At 63.2% G+C, this 25,128-nt stretch carries 18 protein-coding genes and 1 pseudogene; 15 read left to right on the top strand and 4 right to left on the bottom strand.

From position 1 onward, the window contains the following. The 10 genes from lpxB (at nt 1) to ispD (ending at nt 13,558) form a co-directional block, all read left to right on the top strand. On the top strand, nt 1-1,131 hold the full coding sequence (lpxB, locus tag KI241_RS21565; RefSeq protein WP_212802979.1) for a lipid-A-disaccharide synthase: 1,131 nt from the start codon (nt 1-3) through the stop codon (nt 1,129-1,131). A gap of 11 nt (nt 1,132-1,142) precedes the next feature. Next, nucleotides 1,143-1,787, top strand: coding sequence for a ribonuclease HII (gene rnhB, locus KI241_RS21560; protein WP_212803895.1), 645 nt, complete (start codon nt 1,143-1,145; stop codon nt 1,785-1,787). Between the two features lie 241 nt (nt 1,788-2,028). Continuing rightward, nucleotides 2,029-5,550 (top strand): DNA polymerase III subunit alpha, encoded by a 3,522-nt coding sequence (dnaE, locus tag KI241_RS21555; protein WP_212802978.1) that lies wholly within the window; start codon nt 2,029-2,031, stop codon nt 5,548-5,550. 150 nt (nt 5,551-5,700) lie between these two features. Beyond that, complete coding sequence (locus tag KI241_RS21550) at nt 5,701-6,648, top strand: acetyl-CoA carboxylase carboxyltransferase subunit alpha (RefSeq protein WP_042728618.1); 948 nt, start codon at nt 5,701-5,703, stop codon at nt 6,646-6,648. A gap of 130 nt (nt 6,649-6,778) precedes the next feature. Next, nucleotides 6,779-8,107, top strand: coding sequence for a tRNA lysidine(34) synthetase TilS (gene tilS, locus KI241_RS21545; protein ID WP_212802977.1), 1,329 nt, complete (start codon nt 6,779-6,781; stop codon nt 8,105-8,107). Between the two features lie 274 nt (nt 8,108-8,381). Next, nucleotides 8,382-10,013, top strand: coding sequence for a CTP synthase (locus tag KI241_RS21540; RefSeq protein WP_042728620.1), 1,632 nt, complete (start codon nt 8,382-8,384; stop codon nt 10,011-10,013). 4 nt (nt 10,014-10,017) lie between these two features. Continuing rightward, the gene (gene kdsA, locus KI241_RS21535; RefSeq protein WP_042728621.1) at nt 10,018-10,863 is read left to right on the top strand and encodes a 3-deoxy-8-phosphooctulonate synthase; all 846 of its coding nucleotides are present in this window, start codon (nt 10,018-10,020) and stop codon (nt 10,861-10,863) included. A gap of 252 nt (nt 10,864-11,115) precedes the next feature. Further along, nucleotides 11,116-12,405, top strand: coding sequence for a phosphopyruvate hydratase (gene eno, locus KI241_RS21530; protein WP_042728622.1), 1,290 nt, complete (start codon nt 11,116-11,118; stop codon nt 12,403-12,405). 170 nt (nt 12,406-12,575) lie between these two features. Next, nucleotides 12,576-12,854 (top strand): cell division protein FtsB, encoded by a 279-nt coding sequence (ftsB, locus tag KI241_RS21525; RefSeq protein WP_003184873.1) that lies wholly within the window; start codon nt 12,576-12,578, stop codon nt 12,852-12,854. After that, nucleotides 12,851-13,558, top strand: a complete 708-nt coding sequence (gene ispD, locus KI241_RS21520) for a 2-C-methyl-D-erythritol 4-phosphate cytidylyltransferase (protein ID WP_212802976.1) — start codon at nt 12,851-12,853, stop codon at nt 13,556-13,558. Before ftsB ends, ispD begins: the two co-directional genes overlap by 4 nt. 284 nt (nt 13,559-13,842) lie before the next feature. Here ispD and KI241_RS21515 read toward each other — a convergent pair whose 3' ends face one another. The 3 genes from KI241_RS21515 to KI241_RS21505 form a co-directional block, all read right to left on the bottom strand. Beyond that, nucleotides 13,843-15,177 (bottom strand): sigma-54 dependent transcriptional regulator, encoded by a 1,335-nt coding sequence (locus KI241_RS21515; protein ID WP_042728624.1) that lies wholly within the window; start codon nt 15,175-15,177, stop codon nt 13,843-13,845. Further along, nucleotides 15,170-16,936 carry an ATP-binding protein gene (locus tag KI241_RS21510; RefSeq protein WP_042728625.1) on the bottom strand — a complete coding sequence of 589 codons (1,767 nt, stop codon included), beginning with the start codon at nt 16,934-16,936 and terminating at the stop codon, nt 15,170-15,172. Before KI241_RS21510 ends, KI241_RS21515 begins: the two co-directional genes overlap by 8 nt. A gap of 250 nt (nt 16,937-17,186) precedes the next feature. After that, nucleotides 17,187-18,710 (bottom strand): fumarate hydratase, encoded by a 1,524-nt coding sequence (locus KI241_RS21505; RefSeq protein WP_042728626.1) that lies wholly within the window; start codon nt 18,708-18,710, stop codon nt 17,187-17,189. A gap of 388 nt (nt 18,711-19,098) precedes the next feature. Between KI241_RS21505 and KI241_RS21500 the strand changes: the two genes are divergently transcribed. From KI241_RS21500 to KI241_RS21490, 3 genes are read left to right on the top strand one after another with little or no spacing between them, the layout of a single operon-like run. Then, nucleotides 19,099-20,205, top strand: a complete 1,107-nt coding sequence (locus KI241_RS21500; protein ID WP_042728634.1) for a GGDEF domain-containing protein — start codon at nt 19,099-19,101, stop codon at nt 20,203-20,205. Then, complete coding sequence (locus tag KI241_RS21495) at nt 20,198-21,133, top strand: iron-sulfur-binding ferredoxin reductase (protein WP_042728628.1); 936 nt, start codon at nt 20,198-20,200, stop codon at nt 21,131-21,133. Before KI241_RS21500 ends, KI241_RS21495 begins: the two co-directional genes overlap by 8 nt. Nucleotides 21,134-21,161: 28 nt before the next feature. Continuing rightward, nucleotides 21,162-21,911: an enoyl-CoA hydratase gene (locus tag KI241_RS21490; protein ID WP_042728629.1), complete on the top strand. Its 750-nt coding sequence runs from the start codon at nt 21,162-21,164 to the stop codon at nt 21,909-21,911. 185 nt (nt 21,912-22,096) lie between these two features. On the opposite strand, the pseudogene pyk reads toward KI241_RS21490, so the two are convergent. After that, nucleotides 22,097-23,547 (bottom strand): annotated as a pseudogene (pyk, locus tag KI241_RS21485) (pyruvate kinase). Between the two features lie 269 nt (nt 23,548-23,816). Between pyk and KI241_RS21480 the strand changes: the two are divergent. Together KI241_RS21480 and KI241_RS21475 are read left to right on the top strand one after the other, a co-directional pair. Next, nucleotides 23,817-24,188: a tetratricopeptide repeat protein gene (locus KI241_RS21480; RefSeq protein ID WP_212802975.1), complete on the top strand. Its 372-nt coding sequence runs from the start codon at nt 23,817-23,819 to the stop codon at nt 24,186-24,188. A 289-nt stretch (nt 24,189-24,477) separates the two neighbouring features. Beyond that, nucleotides 24,478-24,837: a PilZ domain-containing protein gene (locus KI241_RS21475; RefSeq protein WP_042728632.1), complete on the top strand. Its 360-nt coding sequence runs from the start codon at nt 24,478-24,480 to the stop codon at nt 24,835-24,837. Nucleotides 24,838-25,128 lie beyond the last annotated feature (291 nt).

Raw genomic sequence — 25,128 nt, 5'->3', positions numbered from 1 at the left:
ATGGCTAATCTGCGTATTGCGCTGGTGGCCGGAGAGGCTTCCGGCGACATTCTGGGCGCCGGTCTGATGCGTGCGCTCAAGGCGCAGCATCCCGCGGTGGAGTTCATGGGGGTGGGTGGTCCGTTGATGCAGGCCGAAGGGCTGACCTCCTATTTCCCGATGGAGCGCCTGTCGGTGATGGGGTTGGTGGAGGTGCTCGGGCGCCTGCGCGAATTGCTGGCGCGGCGCAAGAAGCTGATCGAGACCCTGATCGACGAGAAACCGGATGTGTTCATCGGCATCGACGCGCCGGATTTCACCCTCAACATCGAGTTCAAGTTACGTCAGGCCGGGATCAAGACCGTGCATTACGTCAGCCCGTCGGTCTGGGCCTGGCGGCAGAAGCGGGTGCTCAAGATTCGCGAAGGCTGCGACCTGATGCTGACGCTGCTGCCGTTCGAAGCCCGTTTCTACGAAGAGAAAGGCGTGCCGGTGCGGTTTGTCGGGCATACCCTGGCCGACACCATTCCCCTGCAGGCCGATCGCGAGGCGGCTCGCCAGGCGCTGGGCCTGGCCGATGGGCCGCTGGTGGCGTTGATGCCGGGTAGTCGCGGCGGTGAAGTGAGTCGCCTGGGTGGCTTGTTTTTCGACGCCGCTGAACGCCTCCGGGTGATGCGCCCCGACGTGCGTTTTGTCCTGCCGTGCGCCAGCCCGCAGCGCCGGGAGCAGCTTGAAGCGCTGCTGGCGGGGCGCGATCTGCCGGTCACGCTGCTCGACGGTCGCTCCCATGACGCGCTGGCTGCCTGTGACGCCGTGTTGATTGCCTCCGGCACTGCTACCCTTGAGGCGTTGCTGTACAAACGCCCGATGGTGGTTGCCTATCGCCTGGCGCCGCTGACGTTCTGGATCCTCAAGCGCATGGTCAAGAGCCCCTACGTGTCCCTGCCGAACCTGTTGGCCCAGCGCCTGCTGGTGCCGGAGTTGCTGCAGGACGAGGCCACGGCCGACGCCCTGGCCAATACACTTGCGCCGTTGATCGACGGCGGCGAGGAGCAGACCCGCGGCTTCGACGAAATCCACCGGACCCTGCGCCGCGACGCCTCCAATCAGGCGGCTGACGCGGTGCTGACCCTGATCGGCGCACAATCATGAGCCACTCGAAACTGCAGATGGGCCTGGACTTCAACCTGGTCGCCGAAGTGGAAGAATTGGTCGCCGGTGTCGACGAGGTGGGCCGTGGCCCGTTGTGCGGCGCCGTGGTAACGGCCGCGGTCATTCTCGATCCGAACCGGCCGATCCTGGGCCTCAACGATTCCAAGAAACTCACCGAGGCCCGTCGCGAAAAGCTCTACGACGAGATTTGCGAGAAAGCCCTGAGCTGGTGCATTGCCCGGGCCGAGGTCGAAGAGATCGATGAGCTGAACATCCTCCACGCCACCATGTTGGCCATGCAGCGCGCGGTGCAGGGCCTGCACATCACGCCGAAGCTGGCGATGATCGACGGCAATCGCTGCCCGAAACTGTCGATGCGCGCCGAGGCGGTGGTCCAGGGCGACGCGAAGGTGCCCGCCATCGCGGCCGCATCGATTCTGGCCAAGGTCAGCCGCGATCGGGAAATGAGCGCCTTCGAACTGATTTATCCGGGCTACGGCATCGGCGGCCACAAGGGCTACCCGACCCCCGTGCACCTGGAAGCCTTGGCACGCCTCGGGCCAACGCCGATCCACCGGCGCTCGTTCGCTCCGGTGCGGCTGGCCTATGAGGCGCGTGAAGGGTTGATCATAAACAATCAGTGCTTTGTTTCTTAAGACAAACGCTGCTTTTGTGGCGAGGGGATTTATCCCCGTTGGACTGCGAAGCAGTCCCGAAGTCTGTCAGACGCAACGGGTTGTCAGGTTTAAGGGCCGCTTCGCGCCCCAGCGGGGATAAATCCCCTCGCCACAAAGGCCGTGTTCGTATGTTCAAGGTCGGACACTCATGGCTGATGTTTTACCCCAGGCCCGGTACAATCCGGGCCTTGTTGTTTTCATGACTTAACGCAGGATCACTATGCCGGCTTCATTCGTTCATCTACGCCTGCACACTGAATATTCCCTGGTCGACGGTCTGGTGCGGATCAAGCCACTGGTCAAGACCCTGGTGGGCATGAACATGCCTGCCGTGGCGGTCACCGACCAGAACAACATGTGTTCGCTGGTCAAGTTCTACAAGGCCTCCATGGGCGCCGGGATCAAGCCGATCTGCGGTGCCGACCTGTGGTTGTCGAACAAGGACCCGGATGCGCCGTTGAGCCGCATCAGCCTGCTGGTCATGAATGCGGTGGGGTATCGCAACCTCACCGAGCTGATTTCCCGGGGCTTCATCGATGGCCAGCGCAACGGTTCGATCATCATCGAACGCGAGTGGGTGGCCGAGGCCAGCGAAGGCCTGATCATGCTGTCGGCGGCCAAGGAGGGTGAGATCGGCTTGGCCCTGCTCAGCGGCAACCCCGAGGAGGCCGAGGCATTGGCCCGGGACTGGATGGCGGTGTTTCCCGACCGCTTCTACATCGAGGTGCAGCGCACCAATCGGCCCAATGACGAAGAGCACCTGCACGCCGCCGTGGCCCTGGCCGACAAGCTCGGCGCGCCGCTGGTGGCCACCAACGACGTGCGCTTTATCAAACCGGAGGATTTCGAGGCCCACGAAACCCGCGTCTGCATCGGCGAAGGCCGTGCCCTTGACGACCCGCGCCGCTCGAAGAACTACAGCGACCAGCAATACCTCAAGAGCGCCGAGGAAATGGCCGAGTTGTTCAGCGACCTGCCTGAGGCGCTGGAAAACACCGTCGAGATCGCCAAGCGTTGCAACATCGAGGTCAAGCTGGGCAAGCACTTCCTGCCCAACTTCCCGATCCCCGATGGCATGACCATCGACGAATATTTCCGCAAGGTGTCGTTTGATGGCCTGGAAGAGCGCCTCAGCGTCCTGTTGCCCAAGGACACCACCGAGGCTTACGAAGCCAAGCGCCAGGTCTACATCGACCGGCTGAATTTCGAGCTGGATATCATCATCCAGATGGGCTTCCCCGGTTACTTCCTGATCGTGATGGACTTCATCCAGTGGGCCAAGAACAACGGCGTGCCGGTCGGTCCGGGCCGGGGGTCGGGTGCCGGGTCGCTGGTGGCCTACGTGCAGAAGATCACCGACCTCGACCCGCTGGAATATGACCTGCTCTTCGAACGGTTCCTCAACCCGGAACGGGTTTCCATGCCCGACTTCGACGTCGACTTCTGCATGGATGGTCGCGACCGGGTGATCGACTACGTGGCCGAGAAGTACGGCCGCAATGCGGTGAGCCAGATCATCACCTTCGGTTCCATGGCCGCCAAGGCGGTGGTGCGGGACGTGGCGCGGGTGCAAGGCAAGTCCTACGGCCTGGCGGACCGCTTGTCGAAAATGATCCCGTTCGAAGTCGGCATGACCCTGGAAAAAGCCTACGAGCAGGAAGAAATCCTGCGGGACTTCATCAAGGTCGATGAAGAGGCCGCGGAAATCTGGGAGATGGCCCGCAAGCTCGAAGGCGTGGTGCGTAACGTCGGCAAGCACGCCGGTGGCGTGGTGATCGCCCCGACCAAGCTGACCGACTTCTCGCCGATCTATTGCGATGAAGAGGGCGACGGCCTGGTCACCCAGTTCGACAAGGATGACGTCGAGGCAGCGGGCCTGGTGAAGTTCGACTTCCTCGGCCTGCGGACCCTGACGATCATCGACTGGGCGCTGAAGACCATCAACCGCGACCGGGCCAAGCTCGGCGAAGAGCCACTGGACATCGCGTTCATCCCGCTGGACGACAAGCCGACCTACAGCCTGTTGCAGAAGGCCGAGACCACGGCGGTGTTCCAGCTTGAATCCCGGGGCATGAAGGAGCTGATCAAGAAGCTCAAGCCCGACTGCCTGGAAGACTTGATCGCACTGGTGGCCCTGTTCCGTCCGGGGCCGCTGCAATCGGGCATGGTGGACGACTTCATCAACCGTAAGCACGGTCGCGCCGAACTGGCCTACCCACACCCGGACTACCAGTACGACGGCCTCAAGCCGGTGCTGGCACCGACCTACGGCATCATCCTGTATCAGGAACAGGTGATGCAGATCGCCCAGGTGATGGCCGGCTACACCCTTGGCGGCGCGGACATGCTGCGTCGGGCGATGGGTAAGAAAAAGCCCGAGGAAATGGCCAAGCAGCGCGGCGGCTTCATCGAAGGCTGTGCGAACAACGGCATTGATGCGGACCTGGCCGGTAACATCTTCGACCTGGTGGAAAAATTCGCCGGTTACGGCTTCAACAAATCCCACTCCGCCGCGTACGGCCTGGTGTCGTACCAGACCGCCTGGCTGAAGGCGCATTACCCGGCGCCGTTCATGGCCGCCGTGCTCTCGGCGGATATGCACAACACCGACAAGGTCGTGACCTTGATCGAAGAAGTGCGGACCATGAAGCTGCGCCTCGACGCGCCGGACGTGAACGCCTCGGAGTTCAAGTTCACGGTGAACGAAGAGGGCCGCATCATCTACGGCCTTGGCGCGATCAAGGGCGTGGGCGAGGGGCCGGTGGAAGCGATCACCGAGGCGCGCCAGGACGGGCCGTTCAAGGACCTGTTCGACTTCTGCGCCCGGGTCGACCTCAAGCGCATCAACAAGCGCACCCTCGATGGCTTGATCCGCAGCGGCGCGCTGGACCGGCTCGGCCCCTATTTCCATGATGAACCCAAGGCCTACCAGGCCAACATCGACCGCAACCGCGCGGTGTTGCTGGCGGCCATGGAAGAAGCCATCAAGGCGGCCGAACAGACCGCCCGCACCCACGACAGTGGCCACGCCGACCTGTTTGGCGGGCTGTTTGTCGAGGAGGACGCCGACGTCTACGGCAATCATCGCAAGGCCAAGGAACTGACCCTCAAGGAACGCCTCAAGGGTGAAAAAGACACCCTGGGCCTGTACCTCACCGGGCACCCGATCGACGAGTACGAAGGCGAGATCCGCCGTTTTGCCCGTCAGCGCATCATCGACCTCAAGCCGGCCCGGGACACCCAGACCGTCGCCGGTATGATCATTGCCCTGCGGGTGATGAAGAACAAAAAGGGCGACAAGATGGGTTTCATCACCCTCGACGACCGCTCCGGGCGTATCGAGGCGTCCTTGTTCGCCGATGCGTTCCATTCGGCGCAGTCGCTGTTGCAGACCGACGCGATGGTGGTGGTCGAAGGCGAGGTCAGCAACGATGACTTCTCCGGTGGTCTGCGGCTGCGGGTCAAGCGGGTGATGAGCATGGAGGACGCCCGGACCAACCTGGCCGAGAGCCTGCGCCTGAAGCTGCAGACCCAGGACCTCAAGGGTGACCAGTTGCGCTGGCTGGGCGAATTGTTCAAGCGCCATCGCGGCGCCTGTCCGATCACCATGGAGTACATGCGGCCCGACGCCAAGGCGGTGTTGCAGTTCGGCGAGGGCTGGCGGATCGACCCGGCGGATGCGTTGATTCAAGCCTTGCGTGACCAGTTCGGCAAAGACAACGTCTTCCTCCAATACCGTTGACGGCCAGGGGCCACCTCGCAAACCCGAGTGCCCCCTGATCTCGACCCGGATTTTTAATCTCGACCTGAACGCGCCTCTCCCTTAAGGTAGGCGCGAATAGACAACCGGCCGGCCCAAGCTCTCTTGGACGTCGACCCAAGACGGACGCCTATGAACCCGAATTTTCTAGATTTCGAACAGCCGATCGCCGACCTGCAAGCCAAGATCGAAGAGTTGCGCTTGGTCGGTAATGACAATTCGCTGAATATCGGCGATGAAATCTCTCGTCTGCAGGACAAGAGCCGTACGCTGACCGAAGACATCTTCGGCAAGCTGACCAGCTGGCAGATCGCGCGCCTGGCGCGTCATCCGCGTCGTCCCTACACCCTGGACTACATCGAGCACATCTTCACCGAGTTCGACGAACTGCACGGCGACCGTCACTTCTCCGACGACGCCGCGATCGTGGGCGGTGTGGCTCGCCTGGAAGACCAGCCGGTGATGGTCATCGGCCATCAGAAGGGCCGTGAAGTGCGCGAGAAGGTACGTCGCAACTTCGGCATGCCGCGTCCTGAAGGCTACCGCAAGGCTTGCCGCCTGATGGAAATGGCCGAGCGCTTCAAGATGCCGATCCTGACCTTCATCGACACGCCGGGCGCCTACCCGGGCATCGACGCCGAGGAGCGCAACCAGAGCGAAGCGATCGCCTGGAACCTGCGGGTCATGGCACGCCTGAAAACCCCGATCATCGCCACCGTCATCGGCGAAGGCGGTTCCGGTGGTGCGCTGGCCATTGGTGTCTGCGACCAGCTGAACATGCTGCAATATTCCACCTACGCGGTGATCTCGCCGGAAGGCTGCGCCTCGATCCTGTGGAAAACCGCCGAGAAGGCCCCGGACGCCGCTGAAGCCATGGGCATCACCGCCGAGCGCCTCAAGGGCCTGGGCATCGTGGACAAGGTGATCAACGAGCCCGTGGGCGGCGCCCACCGCGACCCGGCCGCTGCCGCCGCGCTGATTCGTGCCGAACTGAGTTCGCAATTGTCGATGCTGAAGAAACTCGACCACGACACATTGCTGACCCGTCGCTACGATCGTCTGATGAGCTACGGTCTCTGATCTGACGGCAGTACCCTGTGGGAGCGGGCTTGCTCGCGATAGCGGTTTACCTTCAACAGATAAGTTGATTGATACACCGTCATCGCGAGCAAGCTCGCTCCCACATTGATTTGTGTGAAGGCCAATTCCTATGAATCAATCCAGGATTGATCTCCCCACCGGGCTCCTCACCCAACTGTCCCCCTGGCTCAACGCTACCGCCTGGCACATCGCCTTCTCCGGCGGCCTCGATTCCACTGTGCTGCTGCACCTGCTCGTTTCGCTGTCCAAACATCACACCCTGCCCCCGATCCGGGCGCTGCATGTCCATCACGGGCTCCAGGCTGCGGCCGATGCCTGGCCGGAACATTGCCGTCGGGTGTGTGAGGCACTGGGCGTGCCGTTGCAGGTGGTGAGCGTTGAAGTTTGCCCGGGTGCCAGCCTCGAACGCGCTGCCCGGGAGGCGCGCTACGCTGCCTTTGCCGCAACGCTCCAGGCCGACGAAGTGCTGCTCACCGCCCAGCACCAGGATGATCAGGCCGAAACCCTGCTGTTCCGCCTGCTGCGCGGGGCGGGCGTGCGCGGTTTGTCGGCGATGCCCCGGCAGCGTCCCCTCGGGCACGGGTACTTGTTGCGCCCGCTGCTCGAAGTATCCCGGGCAGCATTGGAGACCTACGCGACGCAGCAGGGCTTGAACTGGATCGAGGACCCCTCCAACGACGACCTGCGGTATTCGCGCAATTACTTGCGCCGGCGGGTGTTTCCGCTGCTGGCCGAGCACTGGCCTCGGGCGTCCATGAGCCTGGCTCGCAGCGCCGCACACATGAGCGAAGCCCAGGATTTGCTGAGCGACCTGGCGCGGCTCGACCTGGCCGCTGCCGCGAGCCCGGACGCGTTCGACTGGCTGGGTGTGCCGTCGCTTGAACTGGCGCCCTTGCAGGCCCTGTCTGCGGCGCGCCAGCGCAACGCATTGAGCCATTGGCTGGCGGCGCTGACCCTGTTGCCCGACAGCGATCACTGGTCCGGCTGGGACGCGTTGCGCGATGCGGCGCACGACGCCCGGCCGATCTGGCGCCTGGCCGGAGGTGAGTTACACCGTGGTGGCGGGCGAGCCTGGTGGTTATCCGACCACTGGCTGCGCCCGGTCGCCGGCGCTGTTCAATGGCCGGATCCCACGGCCGCGTTGTACTTGCCGGGCAATGGCCGAGTCACGCTCAACGGCCAGCGGCCGGCGGGGCCCCTGTGGATCCGCTATCGTCAAGGTGGCGAGGTGCTGCAATTGCCGGGCCGTGGGCATCGCGACCTCAAGCGTTTGCTCAATGAGCGCGCGGTGCCGGCCTTCGTTCGCGGCCGATTGCCGCTGCTGTACCAGGGCCAGCGATTGCTAGCGGTGGCTAATCTGGGCGGGCTCGACTGCGCGGCAGATGGCAGTTGGCAATTGGTCTGGCAGCCAGGAAGCCAAGATCGGGGTTTGAGCTGAAAGGGGCTTTCCGGTAGACTACGCTCCCTTCTTGATACAACTTCTGTGGATTCGCCTGAATTGCAGGAGTTGCCGATTACCAAGCAGTCTTTGCTGGGCGATTCCAAAAAATGTGTAGCGAGCAACGTACCGGTGATTTCACTTCCGGTCTGTCCCAACGCGGCGGTTTTTTTGAAAGGTGCACTGTGATTAATGCAGGTGATCGGGGGCTTCGGCCTTCCTTCGCTTTCCCCGGCGGCTCGGACCGCTTTAACGCAGACTTCTAGGGTTTTTCATGACGCGCTACATATTCGTCACGGGCGGTGTTGTTTCTTCATTGGGGAAAGGCATTGCCTCGGCTTCATTGGCGGCCATCCTGGAGGCGCGGGGACTTAAGGTCACCATGCTCAAGCTGGACCCGTACATCAACGTCGACCCGGGCACCATGAGCCCGTTCCAGCACGGTGAAGTGTTCGTCACCCATGACGGCGCCGAGACCGACCTGGACCTGGGCCACTACGAGCGGTTCATCCGCACGACCATGACCCAGAACAACAACTTCACCACCGGCCGTGTCTACGAGCACGTGCTGCGCAAGGAGCGTCGTGGTGACTACCTGGGCGCGACCATCCAGGTCATCCCGCACATCACCGACGAAATCAAGCGCCGCATCATCAAGGGTGCTGGCGACGCCGACGTGGCGATGGTCGAGATCGGCGGCACCGTGGGCGACATCGAGTCCCAGCCGTTCCTCGAGGCCATCCGCCAGTTGCGTTTCGAAATCGGCGCCAAGCGCGCGATGCTGATGCACCTGACCCTGGTCCCGTACATCGCCACCGCTGGCGAAACCAAGACCAAGCCAACCCAGCACTCGGTCAAGGAGCTGCGCTCCATCGGCCTGCAACCGGACGTGCTGATCTGCCGCTCCGATCACCCGATCGACCTGTCGTCGCGTCGCAAGATCGCCCAGTTCACCAACGTTGAAGAGCGTGCGGTGATCGGCCTGGAAGACGCCGACACCATCTACAAGATCCCCGGCATCCTGCACTCCCAGGGCCTGGACGATTTCGTCGTCGAGCGTTTCGGCCTGCAGTGCGCCGGTGCCGACCTGTCCGAGTGGGACGCCGTGGTCGATGCCAAGCTCAACCCTGAGCACGAAGTCACCATCGCCATGGTCGGCAAGTACATGGAGCTGCTGGACGCCTACAAGTCGCTGATCGAAGCGATGAGCCACGCCGGTATCAGCAACCGCACCAAGGTCAACCTGCGCTACATCGATTCCGAAGACATCGAGAACCAGGGCACTGGCCTGCTCGAAGGCGCCGACGCGATTCTCGTGCCGGGCGGCTTCGGCCTGCGGGGCGTAGAAGGCAAGATCACCGCCGTGCAATACGCTCGCGAAAACAAGGTGCCTTACCTGGGGATCTGCCTGGGCATGCAAGTGGCGGTCATCGAGTTCGCCCGTAACGTGCTGGGCTGGAAAGACGCCAACTCCACCGAATTCGATCGCGCCAGCGGCCACCCGGTCGTGGGCCTGATCACCGAGTGGGAAGACGCCACCGGCGCCGTTGAAGTGCGCACCGAATCTTCCGACCTGGGCGGCACCATGCGCCTCGGTGCCCAGGAATGCCTGCTCGAAGCCGGTTCCCTGGTGCACGAGTGCTACGCCAAGGACGTGATCGTCGAGCGTCACCGCCATCGCTACGAAGTGAACAACAACCTGCTGCCGCAACTGATCGAGGCTGGCCTGAAGATCTCCGGCCGCTCCGGTGACGGCGCGCTGGTCGAGGTGGTCGAGTCGCCGGATCACCCATGGTTCGTGGCTTGCCAGTTCCACCCCGAGTTCACCTCGACGCCACGGGACGGTCATCCGCTGTTCAGCGGTTTTGTGAAAGCCGCTTTGGCCCAACACCAGAAAAAGGCATAAGACGATGGCCCAGAAGATCATCCGCGTCGGTGACATCGAGATTGCCAACGACAAGCCCATGGTGCTGTTCGGCGGCATGAACGTGCTGGAAAGCCGTGATATGGCGATGCAGGTCTGCGAGGAGTACGTCAAGGTCACCCAGAAACTGGGGATCCCCTACGTCTTCAAGGCCAGCTTCGACAAGGCCAACCGTTCGTCCGTGACTTCCTACCGTGGCCCGGGCCTGGAAGAGGGCATGCGGATCTTCCAGGACATCAAGCAAGCCTTCGGCGTGCCGATCATCACCGACGTCCACGAGCCTGCCCAGGCGGCGGTCGTGGCCGAGGTCTGCGACATCATCCAACTGCCGGCCTTCCTGTCGCGCCAGACCGACCTGGTGGTCGCGATGGCCAAGACCGGCGCGGTGATCAACATCAAGAAGGCCCAGTTCCTTGCGCCCCAGGAAATGAAACACATCCTGAGCAAGTGCGAGGAGGCCGGCAATGACCAGTTGATCCTCTGCGAGCGCGGTTCGAGCTTCGGCTACAACAACCTGGTGGTGGACATGCTCGGCTTCGGCATCATGAAGCAGTTCGAATACCCGGTGTTCTTCGACGTGACGCACGCCTTGCAGATGCCTGGCGGCCGTTCCGACTCCGCCGGTGGTCGTCGTGCCCAGGTCACGGACCTGGCCAAGGCGGGCATGAGCCAGTCCCTGGCGGGCCTGTTCCTGGAAGCCCACCCGGATCCGGACAACGCCAAGTGCGACGGTCCTTGCGCCCTGCGCTTGAACAAGCTGGAACCTTTCCTGTCTCAGCTCAAGGCGTTGGACGAGCTGGTCAAGGGTTTTGCGACGATAGAAACCGCGTAAGGCGGTTTTCTCCGGTAAAGTACCGCTCGTTTATCGCTCTGGCCTGCGGGCCGCACTGCTCTTGTGGGAGCATGGTTTGCCAGCGATGGCGCCCTTGAGGCCCCCATCGCCGACAAGCCGTGCTCTTGTGGCGAGGGAGCTTGCTCCCGCTGGAGTGCGAAGCGCTCCCATTCGGTCTCTTTTGGCTGAATCGCAGCTGAGGGTGAGCAAGTTTTCTGCAACGTTCTAGTCAACTTTGGAGTGTTTACAACAATGGCAAAAATCGTCGACATCAAAGGTCGTGAGGTTCTCGACTCCCGTGGCAACCCCACTGTTGAAGCGGACGTGCTTCTCGACAACGGCATCATCGGCAGCGCCTGCGCGCCGTCCGGTGCTTCCACTGGCTCGCGCGAAGCGCTGGAGCTGCGTGATGGCGACAAGGGCCGTTACCTGGGCAAGGGCGTGCTGAAAGCCGTCGCCAACATCAACGGTCCGATCCGTGACCTGTTGCTGGGCAAGGACCCTGCCGACCAGAAAGCCCTCGATCAGGCGATGATCAAGCTCGACGGTACCGAGAACAAAGCTACCCTGGGCGCCAACGCGATCCTCGCCGTTTCCCTGGCTGCCGCCAAGGCTGCCGCCCAGGACCAGGACCTGCCACTGTACGCCCACATCGCCAACCTCAACGGTACGCCGGGCGTCTATTCGATGCCGGTGCCGATGATGAACATCATCAACGGCGGCGAACATGCCGACAACAACGTCGACATCCAGGAGTTCATGGTGCAGCCGGTGGGCGCCAAGTCCTTCTCCGAAGGCCTGCGCATGGGCACCGAGATTTTCCATCACCTCAAGGCTGTGCTGAAGGCCCGTGGCCTGAGCACCGCCGTTGGCGACGAAGGTGGTTTCGCCCCGAACCTGGCGTCCAACGAAGACGCGCTGAAAGTGATCTCCGAAGCCGTGGCCAACGCCGGCTACACGCTGGGCACCGACGTGACCCTGGCCCTGGACTGCGCCGCCAGTGAGTTCTTCGAAGACGGCAAGTACAACCTGTCCGGCGAAGGCCAGGTGTTCACCGCCGAAGGTTTCGCCGACTACCTCAAGGGCCTGACCGAGCGCTACCCGATCATCTCCATCGAAGACGGCCTGGACGAGTCCGATTGGGCGGGTTGGAAGATCCTCACCGACAAGATCGGCGAGAAGACCCAGCTGGTGGGTGACGACCTGTTCGTGACCAACACCAAGATCCTGAAGGAAGGCATCGACAAGAAGATCGCCAACTCGATCCTGATCAAGTTCAACCAGATCGGCACCCTGACCGAAACCCTGGAAGCCATCCAGATGGCCAAGGCCGCCGGCTACACCGCCGTGATCTCCCACCGTTCCGGTGAAACCGAAGATTCGACCATTGCCGACCTGGCCGTGGGCACCGCGGCAGGCCAGATCAAGACCGGTTCGCTGTGCCGTTCCGACCGCGTTTCCAAGTACAACCAACTGCTGCGTATCGAAGAGCAGTTGAACGGCAAGGCCAAGTACAACGGTCGCGCCGAGTTTCGCGGTTAAGCGGTAGATGGTAAAAAGACAGCGGGTTATGTCGGAAAAGTCGCCCATGCGGCGCTTTTCCCTCTAATCTGATGCCTTATCAAGCACAAGCCTGGGTTTTCCAGGCTTCGTGCTATCAGACGCTGCAAAGTTTGGCATGGCGGTCTTTTTTCACTGGATACTGATATTCGATGCGCAGTCCCAATTGGTTGTTTCTTGTCTTGCTCCTGTTGCTGGCCGGCTTGCAGTACCGCCTCTGGGTGGGTAATGGCAGCCTGGCGCAAGTGGCCGACCTGACTCAGCAGATTGCCGACCAGCATGCCGAAAACGAGGCGTTGCTGGAGCGTAATCGGGTAATGGACGCCGAAGTCACAGAGTTGAAAAAAGGCATGGAGACCGTCGAAGAGCGGGCTCGCCATGAATTGGGCATGGTCAAGGAGGGTGAAACCCTCTACCAGTTGGCCCAATGAGTATTCGTTTGCCGGCCTTCTGGGCCGTGATTCCTGCCGCGGGCGTGGGTGCCCGGATGGCCGCGGACCGACCCAAGCAGTACCTGCAACTGGGTGGACGCACAATTCTTGAACACAGCCTTGGCTGTTTCCTCGATCACCCCACCGTCAAGGGCGTGGTGGTGAGCATTGCCCATGATGATCCCTACTGGCCGAGCCTGGCTTGCGCCAGCGATCCGCGCATCCAGCGCGTGGACGGCGGCGAGCAGCGTGCGGACTCCGTGCTCAATGCCTTGTTGCATCTGCACGGGCAGGGCGCCGACGATCATGACTGGGTGCTGGTGCACGATGCGGCGCGGCCCAACCTGTCCCGCGATGACCTGGACACCTTGCTCGGCGAGTTGGTGAACGATCCGGTCGGGGGCCTGCTGGCGGTTCCGGCCCGGGACACCTTAAAGCGCGTCGACAAACACGGCCGCGTAGTGGAAACCGTGGATCGCAGCGTGATCTGGCAAGCCTACACGCCCCAGATGTTTCGCCTCGGCGCGCTGCACCGGGCCCTTGCCGACAGCCTGGTGGCGGATGCGCTCATTACCGATGAAGCTTCGGCCATGGAGTGGGCGGGGCAGGCCCCTCGCTTGATCGAGGGGCGTTCCGACAACATCAAGATCACCCGCCCTGAAGACCTGGAGTGGCTGCGCCAGCGTTGGGCGCATCGCCGCTAGTCCCGTACCCGTAAGGGCGTCACCGCTCCGTGGCGAGGGAGCTTGCTCCCGCTGGGCTGCGTAGCAGCCCTAAAAGCTTGGGACCGCTGCGCGTTCCAGCGGGAGCAAGCTCCCTCGCCACGATAAGTGATGAACCTCAAGTGAACAGCATTACGCCAGTACCGGGGATGTCCTGTTCCAGTTAACCCGCTTCGCGAGCAAGCTCGCTCCCACAGGAAGCTGTGTACACAGTCCAATGTGGGCGCGAGCTTGCTCGCGAAGGCGTCGGCCCAGTCGACCTGCCATCAGTTGTCTTGCAAAAACATTTCCCGGTTCAAACCATGGCGCTGCAGCTTTTCATTGAAGGTGCGGCGCGGCAGTTGCAACTCTTCGAGCACCGCTTTCACGTCGCCCTTGTGCCGTGTCAGGGCGGCGCGCAGGCATTGGGCTTCGAAGGCCTCCTGCTGGGCGGCCAGTGACTGCCCGGGCTCGCTGTCCAGGGTGTGCGGCTGGTCCAGCCCCAGTACCTGGCGTTCGGCGACGTTGGCCAGTTCACGCACGTTGCCCGGCCAGGCATGGCTGAGCAGGTGATTCAACTGCGGGCCGCTCAGGGGCGCGGCGGTGCGGCCCAGGCGCTCGGCGGCGCTGTGGGTGAAGTGTTCGAACAGCAGCGGGATGTCCTCGCGCCGTTCCCGTAGCGGTGGCAAGCGCAGCTCGGCGATGTTCAGGCGATAGGCAAGGTCTTCGCGAAAGCGCCCGGCCCGGGCCTCATCCAACAGGTCGGGCTTGGTCGCGGCGATGATCCGCAGGTCGACGTGGATGCTCTGGTTCGAGCCCAGCCGTTCGAGCTTCTGTTCCTGCAGCACCCGCAGCAGCTTGACCTGCTGGGCCAGGGGCATGCTCTCGATTTCATCGAGGAACAACGTGCCGCCGTGAGCGTATTCGAGCTTGCCGATACGCTTGCCCTGGGCGCCGGTGAACGCGCCGCTTTCATGGCCGAACAGCTCCGCCTCGAACAACGGTTCGGGAATGGCCGCGCAATTCAGTGCGACAAAAGGCTTGCTCGCCCTCGGGCCGAAGTCGTGCAGGCAACGGGCGACCAATTCCTTGCCGCTGCCGGTTTCGCCGCGGATCAGGACGTTGACCGGCAACGCGGCCAAGTCCAGCACCTGGCGGCGCAGGTTCTGCAAGGCGCGGGACACGCCCAGCAGCGTCCCGTCGAGGCGGGCCCTGGCGTCGGCCTGTTCGTGCAGGCGACGGTTCTCCAGGACCAGGGTGCGCTTGTCCAGGGCCCGGCGCAGGCTGCCGAGCAGGGCTTCGGGGCTGAAGGGCTTTTCCAGGAAGTCGTAGGCGCCGTCGCGCATGGCTTCCACGGCCATCGGCACGTCACCGTGGCCGGTCAACAGGATCACTGGCAGGTCCGGGTCGCGGCGGCGCACTTCGGCCAGCAGTTCCAGGCCGCTGAGGCCGGGCATGCGCACATCGCTGAGGATCACCCCGGGGTAGTGCTCCGGCAATTGCGCCAGGCAGTCTTCGGCGCGACTGAACAACTGCACCTGGAACCCCGACAGGCTCAACCATTGCTCGACGGCACTGCGGATGCTGCCTTCGTCATCCACGACCATGACTGAATCAAGCATGCAACTGCGCCTCCTGGTCGATGGGCAAGGTCACGCAGAATACCGCGCCGTGTTCATGGTTGTCCGCTGTCAGGCGCCCACCCGACTCATGAATGATCGCAAACGACACCGCCAGCCCCAGCCCCAGGCCGTCGCCCACTGCCTTGGTGGTGAAGAACGGGTCGAACACCTGGGCCAGGTGCTCCTCGGCGATCCCGCAGCCGCTGTCGCTCACGCACAGGCGCCACAGTTGTTCATCGGCCTCCAGGCGTACTTCCAGGCGCTTGAGGGGCTGCCCGGCCATGGCGTCGAGGGCGTTGCGCAGAAGGTTGATCAATACCTGTTCGAGGCGGATCGCATCGCCACGCACCCATGCCGGACGCGTCAGGTGCAGCACGGTGCTGACCTGTTCGTCCCGTAGACGGGTGTCCAGCAATTGCAGGGCCTGGTCCACCACCGCCGCCAGGTCGAGCCGTTCGCGCAGGCCGCTGGGGCTCTTGCGGGCGAAGGTTTTCAGGTGGCCGGTGAGGGCGGCCATGCGGGTCAGCATGTCGTCCACCGGCTTGAGGGCCTTATAGGCATCGTCGACCCGGCCGTGGTCCAGCAGCAGGCGCAAGGTGGCCAGTTGCATGCGCTGGGCGGTCAGTGGCTGGTTGATCTCGTGGGCCAGGGCCGCGGACATCTGCCCCAGGGCCGCCAGCTTGGCCGATTGCACCAGGCCGTCCTGGGCCGTGCGCAGGTCTCGGGTACGGACTTCCACCAGCCGCTCAAGCTCTTCGCGACTGCGCTGGCGAAGTTTGGCCAGGCGCCAGCGCTGGTTGAGAAACAGCAGCAGGAATACCAGCGCCAGCCATGATCCGGCGGCGGCAAGCCCGGCGTTGCGCAGGTCCTCGAAGGCGATCTGCGGGTGGCGCAGCAGGTGCAGCGTCCAGCCTTCGGCGCTCAACGGCAGGGATTCCCAAAGGTAGTCGGCAGTGCCGTTGGGGGCGGCGACACGGGCCAGGTGGCTGTTGTCGTCAAAGCGTCGCAGCGATTCGATGGCCAACGGTTGCAGCGGTTGCTTGTCGTACTGGCGGGTAGTCTTGAGTTCGGCGCGGTCGCTGTCGGTCAATGGCTGCAAGTGGCGATACCGCCAGCCCGGCCGATTGGCGATGAACACGATGCCCCGGGCATCACTGACCAGCAGGGTGTCGCTGCCCTGGCGCCATTCGCGTTCAAGCTCTGGAAACTCCAGTTTCACCACCATGGCGCCGAGGAATTCGCCGTGGTCGCCGGTCACCGCGCTGGAGAGGAAATAGCCCGGTATGCCGCTGGTGACGCCCACCGCATAGAAGCGCCCGGTGCCCTGGGTGCGGGTCTGGATGAAGTAGGGCCGGAACCCGTAGTTGTGTCCGACATAGCTGCTGGGCAGTTGCCAGTTGCTGGCCGCGACGGCCAGGCCGTTATGGTCGAGCAACTCCAGGGTGGACGATTGGGCGGCACCGTTGATCTGCTCCAGCTTGCGATTCAAGGCGTCCTGCTGCGCACCCTCGACCGGCCCCTTGAGGGCCGAGCGCAACTCGGGGTCCAGCGCCAGCACGGCGGGCAGGGCGCGGTAGCGTTCGATCAGGGTGTGCAGGGAGTTGGCGTACAGCGCCAATTGCTGGCTCGCTCGGTGAGCGTCCTCTTCCAGGGCGGCACGCTCGGCGTGGCGCATGGCGAGGGTGGCGGCGACTGCCGCGCCGGCAAGGATCAGCAAGGTGTACAGCGACAGGCGCAAGGTGCGGGTGGTTGGCAACATGCTGGCGTGAACAGATTGAAAGTCGGGCGGGCACCATAGCATGGCTTGAACACCGTTTTCGCAGACAACCAAAAACCCTTGTGGGAGTGGGCTTGCTCGCGAAGGCGGTGTAGCGGTTAACCACGATGTCCACTGATGCACCGCCTTCGCGAGCAAGCCCGCTCCCACAGGGTTCAAGGCGGTATCCGGGTACGAAAAAGGCCGGTGGGCATTGAGCTCACCGGCCTTTTTCAGCGCATCGAAGGGCGTGTTACTGCACTTCTACCGCCAGGCTGTCGCTGATTTTCTTTTGCCAGATGGCCGGGCCGGTGATGTGCACCGACTCACCCTGGCTGTCCACGGCGACCGTCACCGGCATGTCCTTGACCTCGAACTCGTAGATCGCTTCCATGCCCAGCTCGGCGAACGCCAGGACCTTGGATTTGCGGATCGCCTGGGCCACCAGGTAAGCGGCGCCGCCGACGGCCATCAGGTACACGGCCTTGTTGTCCTTGATCGCTTCGATGGCGGTCGGACCGCGCTCGGATTTGCCGATCATGCCCAGCAGGCCGGTCTGTTCGAGGATCTGGCGGGTGAACTTGTCCATCCGCGTGGCGGTGGTCGGGCCTGCCGGGCCCACGACTTCGTCACCCACCGGGTCGACCGGGCCGACGTAGTAGATGAAGCGGCCCTTGAGGTCCACCGGCAAGGTTTCACCCTTGTTCAGCATCTCGACCATGCGCTTGTGCGCCGCATCGCGACCGGTGAGCATCTTGCCGTTAAGCAGCACGGTTTCGCCCGGCTTCCAGCTCTGCACTTCTTCCGGGGTCAGGGTATCGAGGTTCACGCGGCGAGCCGAAGGGCCGGCTTCCCAGACGATTTCCGGGTAGGCGTCCAGCGGTGGCGCTTCCAGCTCCGCCGGGCCCGAGCCGTCGAGCACGAAGTGGGCGTGACGGGTGGCGGCGCAGTTGGGGATCATGCACACCGGCAGGGAGGCGGCGTGGGTCGGGTAGTCCATGATCTTCACGTCGAGCACGGTGGTCAGGCCACCCAGGCCCTGGGCGCCGATGCCCAGCTGGTTGACCTTCTCGAACAGCTCCAGGCGCATTTCTTCGATGCGATTCTGCGGGCCGCGCGCCTTCAGCTCGTGGATGTCGATGGATTCCATCAACACTTCCTTGGCCATGACGGCGGCTTTCTCGGCGGTACCGCCGATGCCGATGCCCAGCATGCCCGGCGGGCACCAGCCGGCACCCATGGTCGGAACGGTCTTGAGTACCCAGTCGACGATGGAGTCGGACGGGTTGAGCATGGCCATCTTGGACTTGTTCTCGGAGCCGCCGCCCTTGGCCGCCACGTCCACTTCCACGGTGTTGCCCGGGACGATGGAGTAGTGGATGACCGCTGGCGTGTTGTCCTTGGTGTTCTTGCGGGCGCCTGCCGGGTCGGCGAGGATCGATGCGCGCAGGACGTTTTCCGGCAGGTTGTAGGCGCGACGTACGCCCTCGTTGATCATGTCGTCCAGGCTCATGGTCGCGCCATCCCAACGCACGTCCATGCCCACGCGCACGAACACGGTCACGATGCCGGTGTCCTGGCAGATCGGCCGGTGGCCGGTGGCGCACATGCGCGAGTTGATCAGGATCTGCGCCATGGAGTCACGGGCCGCCGGCGATTCTTCGCGCAGGTAGGCCTCGTGCATCGCCTGGATGAAGTCCACGGGGTGGTAGTAGGAAATGAATTGCAGGGCGTCGGCAACGCTCTGAATCAGGTCGTCTTGCTTGATCACGGTCATGAGTCGCGCTCCTCTAAAAGACGGGAACATTCAATAAGGTGTCATCCGCTTGGGTGCATCGGTCGACGGACGACACCTCTTAAGGCACGCCGGGCATGCTGGCGCGACGCTAAAAAGGCGCGGCAGTATATCGCAGGCAGGCACCCTGTGGGGGAGGTTGCTCGCGATAGCGACGGATTGAACAGGTGCGTGGGTGAAAACCTGTGGCGAGGGAGCAAGCTCCCTCGCCACAGGGGGCATCAAACGCGTCAATCCAGGCCATTGCTTTGACGCCATTTTTCTGCTCCAGAATTGAATGGTCATTTGGCCTGCACGCCACTAAAGTGGCGTCTGGCCTGTAGCGTAGGACGCCTCCTGTCAGTTTCTCTTTCCCATGGTGAGTCAACGATTGACCCATAACGCCATCCAACGTCTTTTGCTGAAACGCTTCGCTCTGGCGGCTGCGACTTACGCGCTGGCACTGGTGTTGTTGTGGCTGGCATTTTTCAGTGGTCACTACCTCGATTCGTTGCGCGGTGTCGTCATCGGCAGCTTGCTCGTGGTGGTGTGCCAGGCAGGGTTGTTCGCGTTGTTCATCACCGGTCGCAACCTGCGCTTCGCGGACCCCAGCCTGACCGAAATACAAGTGTTGATCGGCCTCGGCTGGCAGACCTGGATGATGGCGCACCTGGACCAGGCCCGAGGCGTGTTCCTGGTGTTCTACGTGCTCATCCTGCTGTTCGGCCTGTTCCACCTGACACGCCGGGTCTTCGTGCGCTGCGCGATGCTGGTGTTCTTCAGCTTTACCGGCATTACCCTCTGGGATGGCTATTTCTTCCGGCTCCCCGACCCCACGCTGGCCGGGTTGCAGGTGTGCGTGCTGTTCATGGTGCTGGTGTGGCTGGTGTTCTACGCGCGCTACGTCCAGACCTCGCGCCAGCGCATGCGCCAGCGACGGTTTGCCTTGCAGGCGCACCAGGACACGTTGCGCGGCATGATGCGCCAGCTCGAAGACCTGGTGGCCACCGATGAGCTGACCGGGTTGTTCAACCGCCGGCATTTCCTGCGCCTGGCGTCCCGCGAGCTCAACACCCTGCGGCCCGGCGTTGCCCATGGCCTGGCGTTGATCGACCTCGACCATTTCAAGCGCATCAACGATCTGCACGGCCACGCCGCCGGCGACCAGGTGCTCCAGGCATTCGCCAGTGTCGCCACGGCCTGCCTGCGCGAAGGCGATGTGCTGGCCCGTTATGGCGGCGAGGAGTTCGTCATGCTCCTGCCTGCCTGCGACCCGTCGCGTCTGACGGCCTGCTGCGAGCGATTGCGCCTGGCGTTCACTGAGGTCGAGTTGGTCGGGCTGCAGGTCGGGGCGCTGAGCTTGTCGGCGGGCATGACGATGCTGGAAATGGGCGATGACCTGGACAACGCGTTGCAACGCGCCGACCAGGCCCTGTACCGTGCCAAGCGAGACGGCCGCAATCGTTGCGCTGCCGCTTGGGAGAGCGTCGATGCCTGAACTGACAGTCGCTGGCCGGCAATGGACGGTGGCGACGGGCAGTAACCTGTTGGACGCATTGAATGCGTCCGGTGTGGCGGTGCCCTACAGTTGCCGGGCGGGCAGTTGCCATGCGTGCCTGGTGCAATGCCTGAGCGGCGATGTGCGTGACAGCCGGCCCGATGCCCTGAGCCCGACCCAGCGTGATCAGGGCTGGCGGCTGGCCTGCCAGTGTCAGGTGGTCGAGGATGTGCAGGTCCACACCTTCGACCCGCAACGCGACGGTCGCGCGGCTCAGGTGGCGGCGGTGGATTGGCTGGGCGCCGATGTGTTGCGCCTGCGGATCACCCCCGAGCGACCATTGCGCTACCGTGCCGGCCAGCACCTGGTGCTGTGGGCCGGCGAGGTGGCACGGCCGTATTCCCTGGCGAGCCTGCCGGAGGAAGACCGTTTCCTGGAGTTTCACCTCGATTGTCGCGAGCCCGGCCAGTTCGTCGATGCGGCTCGACAGTTGAAGGTCGGCGACCCGATCCGCCTCGGCGAACTGCGTGGCGGCGCCCTGCACTATGACCCCGACTGGACCGACAAGCCGCTCTGGTTGCTCGCCGCCGGCACCGGGCTGGCGCCGCTGTTCGGCTTGCTTCGCGAGGCCTTGCGCCAGCATCACCAGGGCGCCATCCGCCTTATTCACGTGGCTCATGATGAGGCCGGGCACTATTTGGCCAAACCCTTGGCCGCACTGGCGTCCAAGCATGCAAACCTGGACGTGGAGCTTCTGACCGCGACCGAGGCGCCATCCGTGTTGGCGCAACTGCGGCTTGTTTCCCGGCAAACCCAAGCCTTACTCTGCGGCCATCCCGACCGGGTCGAGGCCTTTGCCAAGCGCCTGTACCTGGCCGGCCTGCCGCGCAATCAACTGCTGGCCGACGTCTTCCTGCCCCGTGGTTGAGCGCTGATTTCCAGACGCGAGACCGACCATGAGCGAAACCCTGTTACTTGACCGCGAGCGCGGCTTGCTGACGATGCGGCTGAACCGTGCGGACAAGAAAAACGCCCTGACCCGGGCCATGTACAGTCAATTGGCCCAGGCCCTGGCGACGGCCGACGCCGACCCGCAGATTCGCGCGGTCCTGCTGACCGGTTCCAGCGACTGCTTCACCGCCGGTAACGACATCGTCGACTTCCTCGAACAGCCGCCGGACGATCTCGATAACCCGGTGTTCCAGTTCATGCTCGCCCTGCTGGAGTGCCGCAAGCCGGTGATTGCCGCCGTCGCTGGGCCGGCGGTCGGCATCGGCACCACGCTGTTGCTGCATTGCGACCTGGTCTACGTCAGCCGGGATGCGCGGCTGCGGATGCCGTTCGTCAACCTGGGGCTGTGTCCGGAGTTCGGCTCCAGCCTGATCCTGCCGCGATTGCTGGGCCAGGCCAGGGCGGCGCAATTGTTGTTGCTGGGCGAGGGCTTCAGTGGTGAACAGGCGGTCGCCTGGGGCCTGGCCACCGAGGCGTTGGACACGGGGGACGCGGCCTTGGCCAAGGCGCGTGAGGTGGGGCTGAGGTTCGAGTCGCTGCCGCCTGAAGCCGTGCGCATCAGCAAGCAGTTGATGAAGGCACCGGGTCGCGAATCGTTGCGCCGGGCGATCGAGGAGGAGGGTGCCTTGTTCATCCAGCGACTGCGCTCGCCGGAAGCGATGGCGGCGTTGTCGGGGTTTATCGAGCGGCGTTGAGCTCTCCGGCGCCTGGGTCGACGCCTTCGCGAGCAAGCTCGCTCCCACAAAAGCCTGCGTATGCATAACCTTTGTGGGAGCGAGCTTGCTCGCGAAAACGCCAGTGGGAGCGACATATTTCCAAGGCCGAAAACCAAAAAGCCCCGCCATTCACATGGAAGGGCTTTTGTTTTTCAGCCGGTCACTCAGACCATCGGGTCGCCAACATGGAGGATTTTCATCCCGTTGGTGCCGCCGATGGTGTGGTAGCTGTCGCCTTTGGTCAGGATCACCCAATCGCCGGTCTGCACCACGCCGCGCTTGACCAGTTCATCCACCGCCGCCTGGCTGACTTCGCCCGGTTGCAGGGCGGCCGGGTCGAAGGGCACGGTGTAGACGCCACGGAACATGGCGGCACGGGCCTGGGTTTCGCGATGGGGGAGAACGCGTAGATCGGCACCGAGGAACGGATGCGCGACATGATCAGCGGGGTGTAGCCACTTTCGGTCAGGGCGATGATCGCCTTCACGCCCGGGAAGTGGTTGGCGGTGTACATCGTCGCCAGGGCGATGCTCTCGTCACACCGCTCGAAGGTCTTGCCGATGCGGTGGCTGGAGGTCTTGCTGGTCGGGTGCTTCTCGGCGCCCAGGCAGATACGGGCCATGGCCTGTACCGCTTCGAGCGGGTAGAGGCCGGCGGCGCTTTCGGCCGAGAGCATCACGGCGTCCGTGTAGTCGAGCACGGCGTTGGCTACGTCGGAGACTTCGGCGCGGGTCGGCATCGGGTTCTGGATCATCGACTCCATCATCTGGGTCGCCACGATCACCGCTTTGTTGTGGCGGCGTGCGTGCAGGATGATTTTCTTCTGGATGCCCACCAGCTCGGCGTCACCGATTTCCACGCCGAGGTCGCCACGGGCCACCATCACGGCGTCGGATGCCTTGATCAGGCCGTCGAGGGTGTCGTCGTCGGCCACGGCTTCGGCGCGTTCGATCTTCGCCACCAGCCAGGCGGTGCCGCCGGCCTCGTCGCGCAGTTGACGGGCGTATTCCATGTCGGCAGCGTCACGAGGGAAGGACACGGCGAGGTAGTCGACTTCCATTTCCGCGGCCAGCTTGATGTCGGCCTTGTCTTTTTCGGTCAGGGCCGGCGCCGTCAGGCCACCGCCGCGACGGTTGATGCCCTTGTGGTCCGACAGCGGGCCGCCGATGATCACGGTGCAGACCAGTTCGGTGGCCGTGGCGGTATCGACGCGCATCACCACGCGACCGTCGTCGAGCAGCAGCTCGTCGCCCACGCCGCAGTCCTTGACCAGGTCCGGATAGTCGATACCCACCACCTGCTGGTTGCCTTCGGTCAGCGGATGGCTGGTGGAGAAGGTGAAGGTGTCACCGATCTTCAGCTCGATGCGCTTGTTGGCGAATTTGGCGATACGGATCTTGGGGCCTTGCAGGTCACCCAGCAGGGCCACGAAGCGGCCGTGCTTGGCGGCGAGGTCGCGCACCAGCTTGGCACGAGCCTTGTGCTCGTCGGGGGTGCCGTGGGAAAAGTTCAGGCGGGCGACGTCCAGGCCAGCCAGAATCAGCTGTTCGAGAACTTCCGGCGAGTGACTGGCCGGGCCAAGGGTAGCGACGATTTTGGTGCGACGGACGGACATGCAAGACTCCTCAAGTTCAAGCGCCAGCGAAGGCTACTATGCTCTTTGGGTGTAGTCATTGTTCATATGCACTACTTATTCGTTTCTTTTTCGAAATGAACATTCCTGAAAATTTTTGCGCCTGCTAAGCACGAAGGCCGAACATTGCTGTTGTGGCGAGGGAGCAAGCTCCCTCGCCACGGGATTTGCATTTACCTAAGGTAGACGTTTTGAGGCTGAAGATTTTCTTGCCCAGGTCGATAAAGAACTCAAGACAGGAGAACCTCCCCATGCGATTCGTGCTTTTTATTGCCCTGGCCCTGGGTATCACGGGCTGCACCCGTTGGTCGATGAACCATCACATGAACCTGGCCTACAAGGCCTATGACCGTGGCAATTGCGAGCAGGTGATGCTCGAGCTGTCCCAGGTCGACCGCGCCAGCCGTGCCCGCCGCTACATGCAGCCGGAAGTCTCGATGCTGCGTGGCCAGTGCCTGGAGCGCCAGAAGCTGTTCATCGATGCGGCGCAAACGTATCAGTTCATCATTGCGCAGTACCCTTACAGCGAATATGCATTCCGCGCCCGCGCCCGTCTTGAAACCTTGCAGAGCCTGGGGCATTACCCGACGCGCAGTGCCGCGGCGATCCGTCCAGCGTCCTGATTCCTGCCCCCTGGCGCATGGTCGGTGAAATTCCCGGCCACTTGCGCGTTGTCGTGCTGTCCTACATTAAACATGGCGCGTGTACTGGCCGCGTCGAAACCTTCGGCTATAGTTACAAGTCGCATTAGAGCTAACCCTCTAAAACAAGGGGCACCTGTGACCGGCAATAACTAGGCTTAGGCGCTGGCGAGCGTCTGGCACCGGGATCGGGGAGAGCGAGCAGGTCCTTTGGCTCGTTCCGAAGTATCGGTAGCCCCTGCGCGGGGTCGTCCAAAAAGCGATACAAAACATGTACAAAAAGAGGCGTATCGAACGGCAACAGCTGCCGTACTTCCTGAAAGTGTTTAACGGCGTCAATGACAAGCCCCTCGGATTCCTGGGTAATGTCTCTCAGGATGGCCTGATGTTGATCAGCCATCTGCCGTTGATGGTGGGGGCCGACTTTGACTTGCTCCTCAAGCTGCCGGCCGATGAGGGGCCGTCGCTGAACATCAAGTTGAAAGCCACCTGCCTGTGGTGCCACGAAGACGTGACGCCGCAACACTTCGACGCCGGCTTCAGCCTGCATTGGGCGCCGCCGGAGTACAGCCAACTGGTCAATGCGTTGCGCCAGTATTTCAGTTTCCACACGTTGCCAGCGTCGGCCTGATCCATACCTGAGCCAACGAGGGAATCGTCATGGGTTTAGCGGTCACAGGCGAACCCTTGTGGGAGCGGGCTTGCTCGCGAAGGCGGTGGGGCAACTGCACATGTATTGCCTGGCACGCCGCCTTCGCGAGCAAGCCCGCTCCCACAGGTCCTTCATCGTTCTCCAGTTCTGCAAGTCAGCGCTGGACCTTCGCTTGGTGGGCTGCCACACACTCGCGACTAAACGAGGGGGGGCGGCTGAACGCAGGTTAGTCGACCGGTGGAAAAGCGAAAGCCCGGCGCGCCCGAGGGC

Source organism: Pseudomonas sp. Cab53 (genome assembly GCF_018325965.1).
Classification (GTDB): Bacteria; Pseudomonadota; Gammaproteobacteria; order Pseudomonadales; family Pseudomonadaceae; genus Aquipseudomonas; species Aquipseudomonas chlororaphis_E.
Note: the sequence above shows the minus strand (reverse complement) of the source record. Positions and strands in the feature narration are given on the sequence as shown.

Coding starts and splice junctions, on each gene's coding strand:
- lpxB (WP_212802979.1), top strand. CDS start 1: ATGGCTAATCTGCGTATTGCGCTGGTGGCCGGAGAGGCTTCCGGCGAC.
- dnaE (WP_212802978.1), top strand. CDS start 2,029: ATGCCGGCTTCATTCGTTCATCTACGCCTGCACACTGAATATTCCCTG.
- KI241_RS21550 (WP_042728618.1), top strand. CDS start 5,701: ATGAACCCGAATTTTCTAGATTTCGAACAGCCGATCGCCGACCTGCAA.
- tilS (WP_212802977.1), top strand. CDS start 6,779: ATGAATCAATCCAGGATTGATCTCCCCACCGGGCTCCTCACCCAACTG.
- KI241_RS21540 (WP_042728620.1), top strand. CDS start 8,382: ATGACGCGCTACATATTCGTCACGGGCGGTGTTGTTTCTTCATTGGGG.
- kdsA (WP_042728621.1), top strand. CDS start 10,018: ATGGCCCAGAAGATCATCCGCGTCGGTGACATCGAGATTGCCAACGAC.
- eno (WP_042728622.1), top strand. CDS start 11,116: ATGGCAAAAATCGTCGACATCAAAGGTCGTGAGGTTCTCGACTCCCGT.
- ftsB (WP_003184873.1), top strand. CDS start 12,576: ATGCGCAGTCCCAATTGGTTGTTTCTTGTCTTGCTCCTGTTGCTGGCC.
- ispD (WP_212802976.1), top strand. CDS start 12,851: ATGAGTATTCGTTTGCCGGCCTTCTGGGCCGTGATTCCTGCCGCGGGC.
- KI241_RS21515 (WP_042728624.1), bottom strand. CDS start 15,177: ATGCTTGATTCAGTCATGGTCGTGGATGACGAAGGCAGCATCCGCAGT.
- KI241_RS21510 (WP_042728625.1), bottom strand. CDS start 16,936: ATGTTGCCAACCACCCGCACCTTGCGCCTGTCGCTGTACACCTTGCTG.
- KI241_RS21505 (WP_042728626.1), bottom strand. CDS start 18,710: ATGACCGTGATCAAGCAAGACGACCTGATTCAGAGCGTTGCCGACGCC.
- KI241_RS21495 (WP_042728628.1), top strand. CDS start 20,198: ATGCCTGAACTGACAGTCGCTGGCCGGCAATGGACGGTGGCGACGGGC.
- KI241_RS21490 (WP_042728629.1), top strand. CDS start 21,162: ATGAGCGAAACCCTGTTACTTGACCGCGAGCGCGGCTTGCTGACGATG.
- KI241_RS21480 (WP_212802975.1), top strand. CDS start 23,817: ATGCGATTCGTGCTTTTTATTGCCCTGGCCCTGGGTATCACGGGCTGC.
- KI241_RS21475 (WP_042728632.1), top strand. CDS start 24,478: ATGTACAAAAAGAGGCGTATCGAACGGCAACAGCTGCCGTACTTCCTG.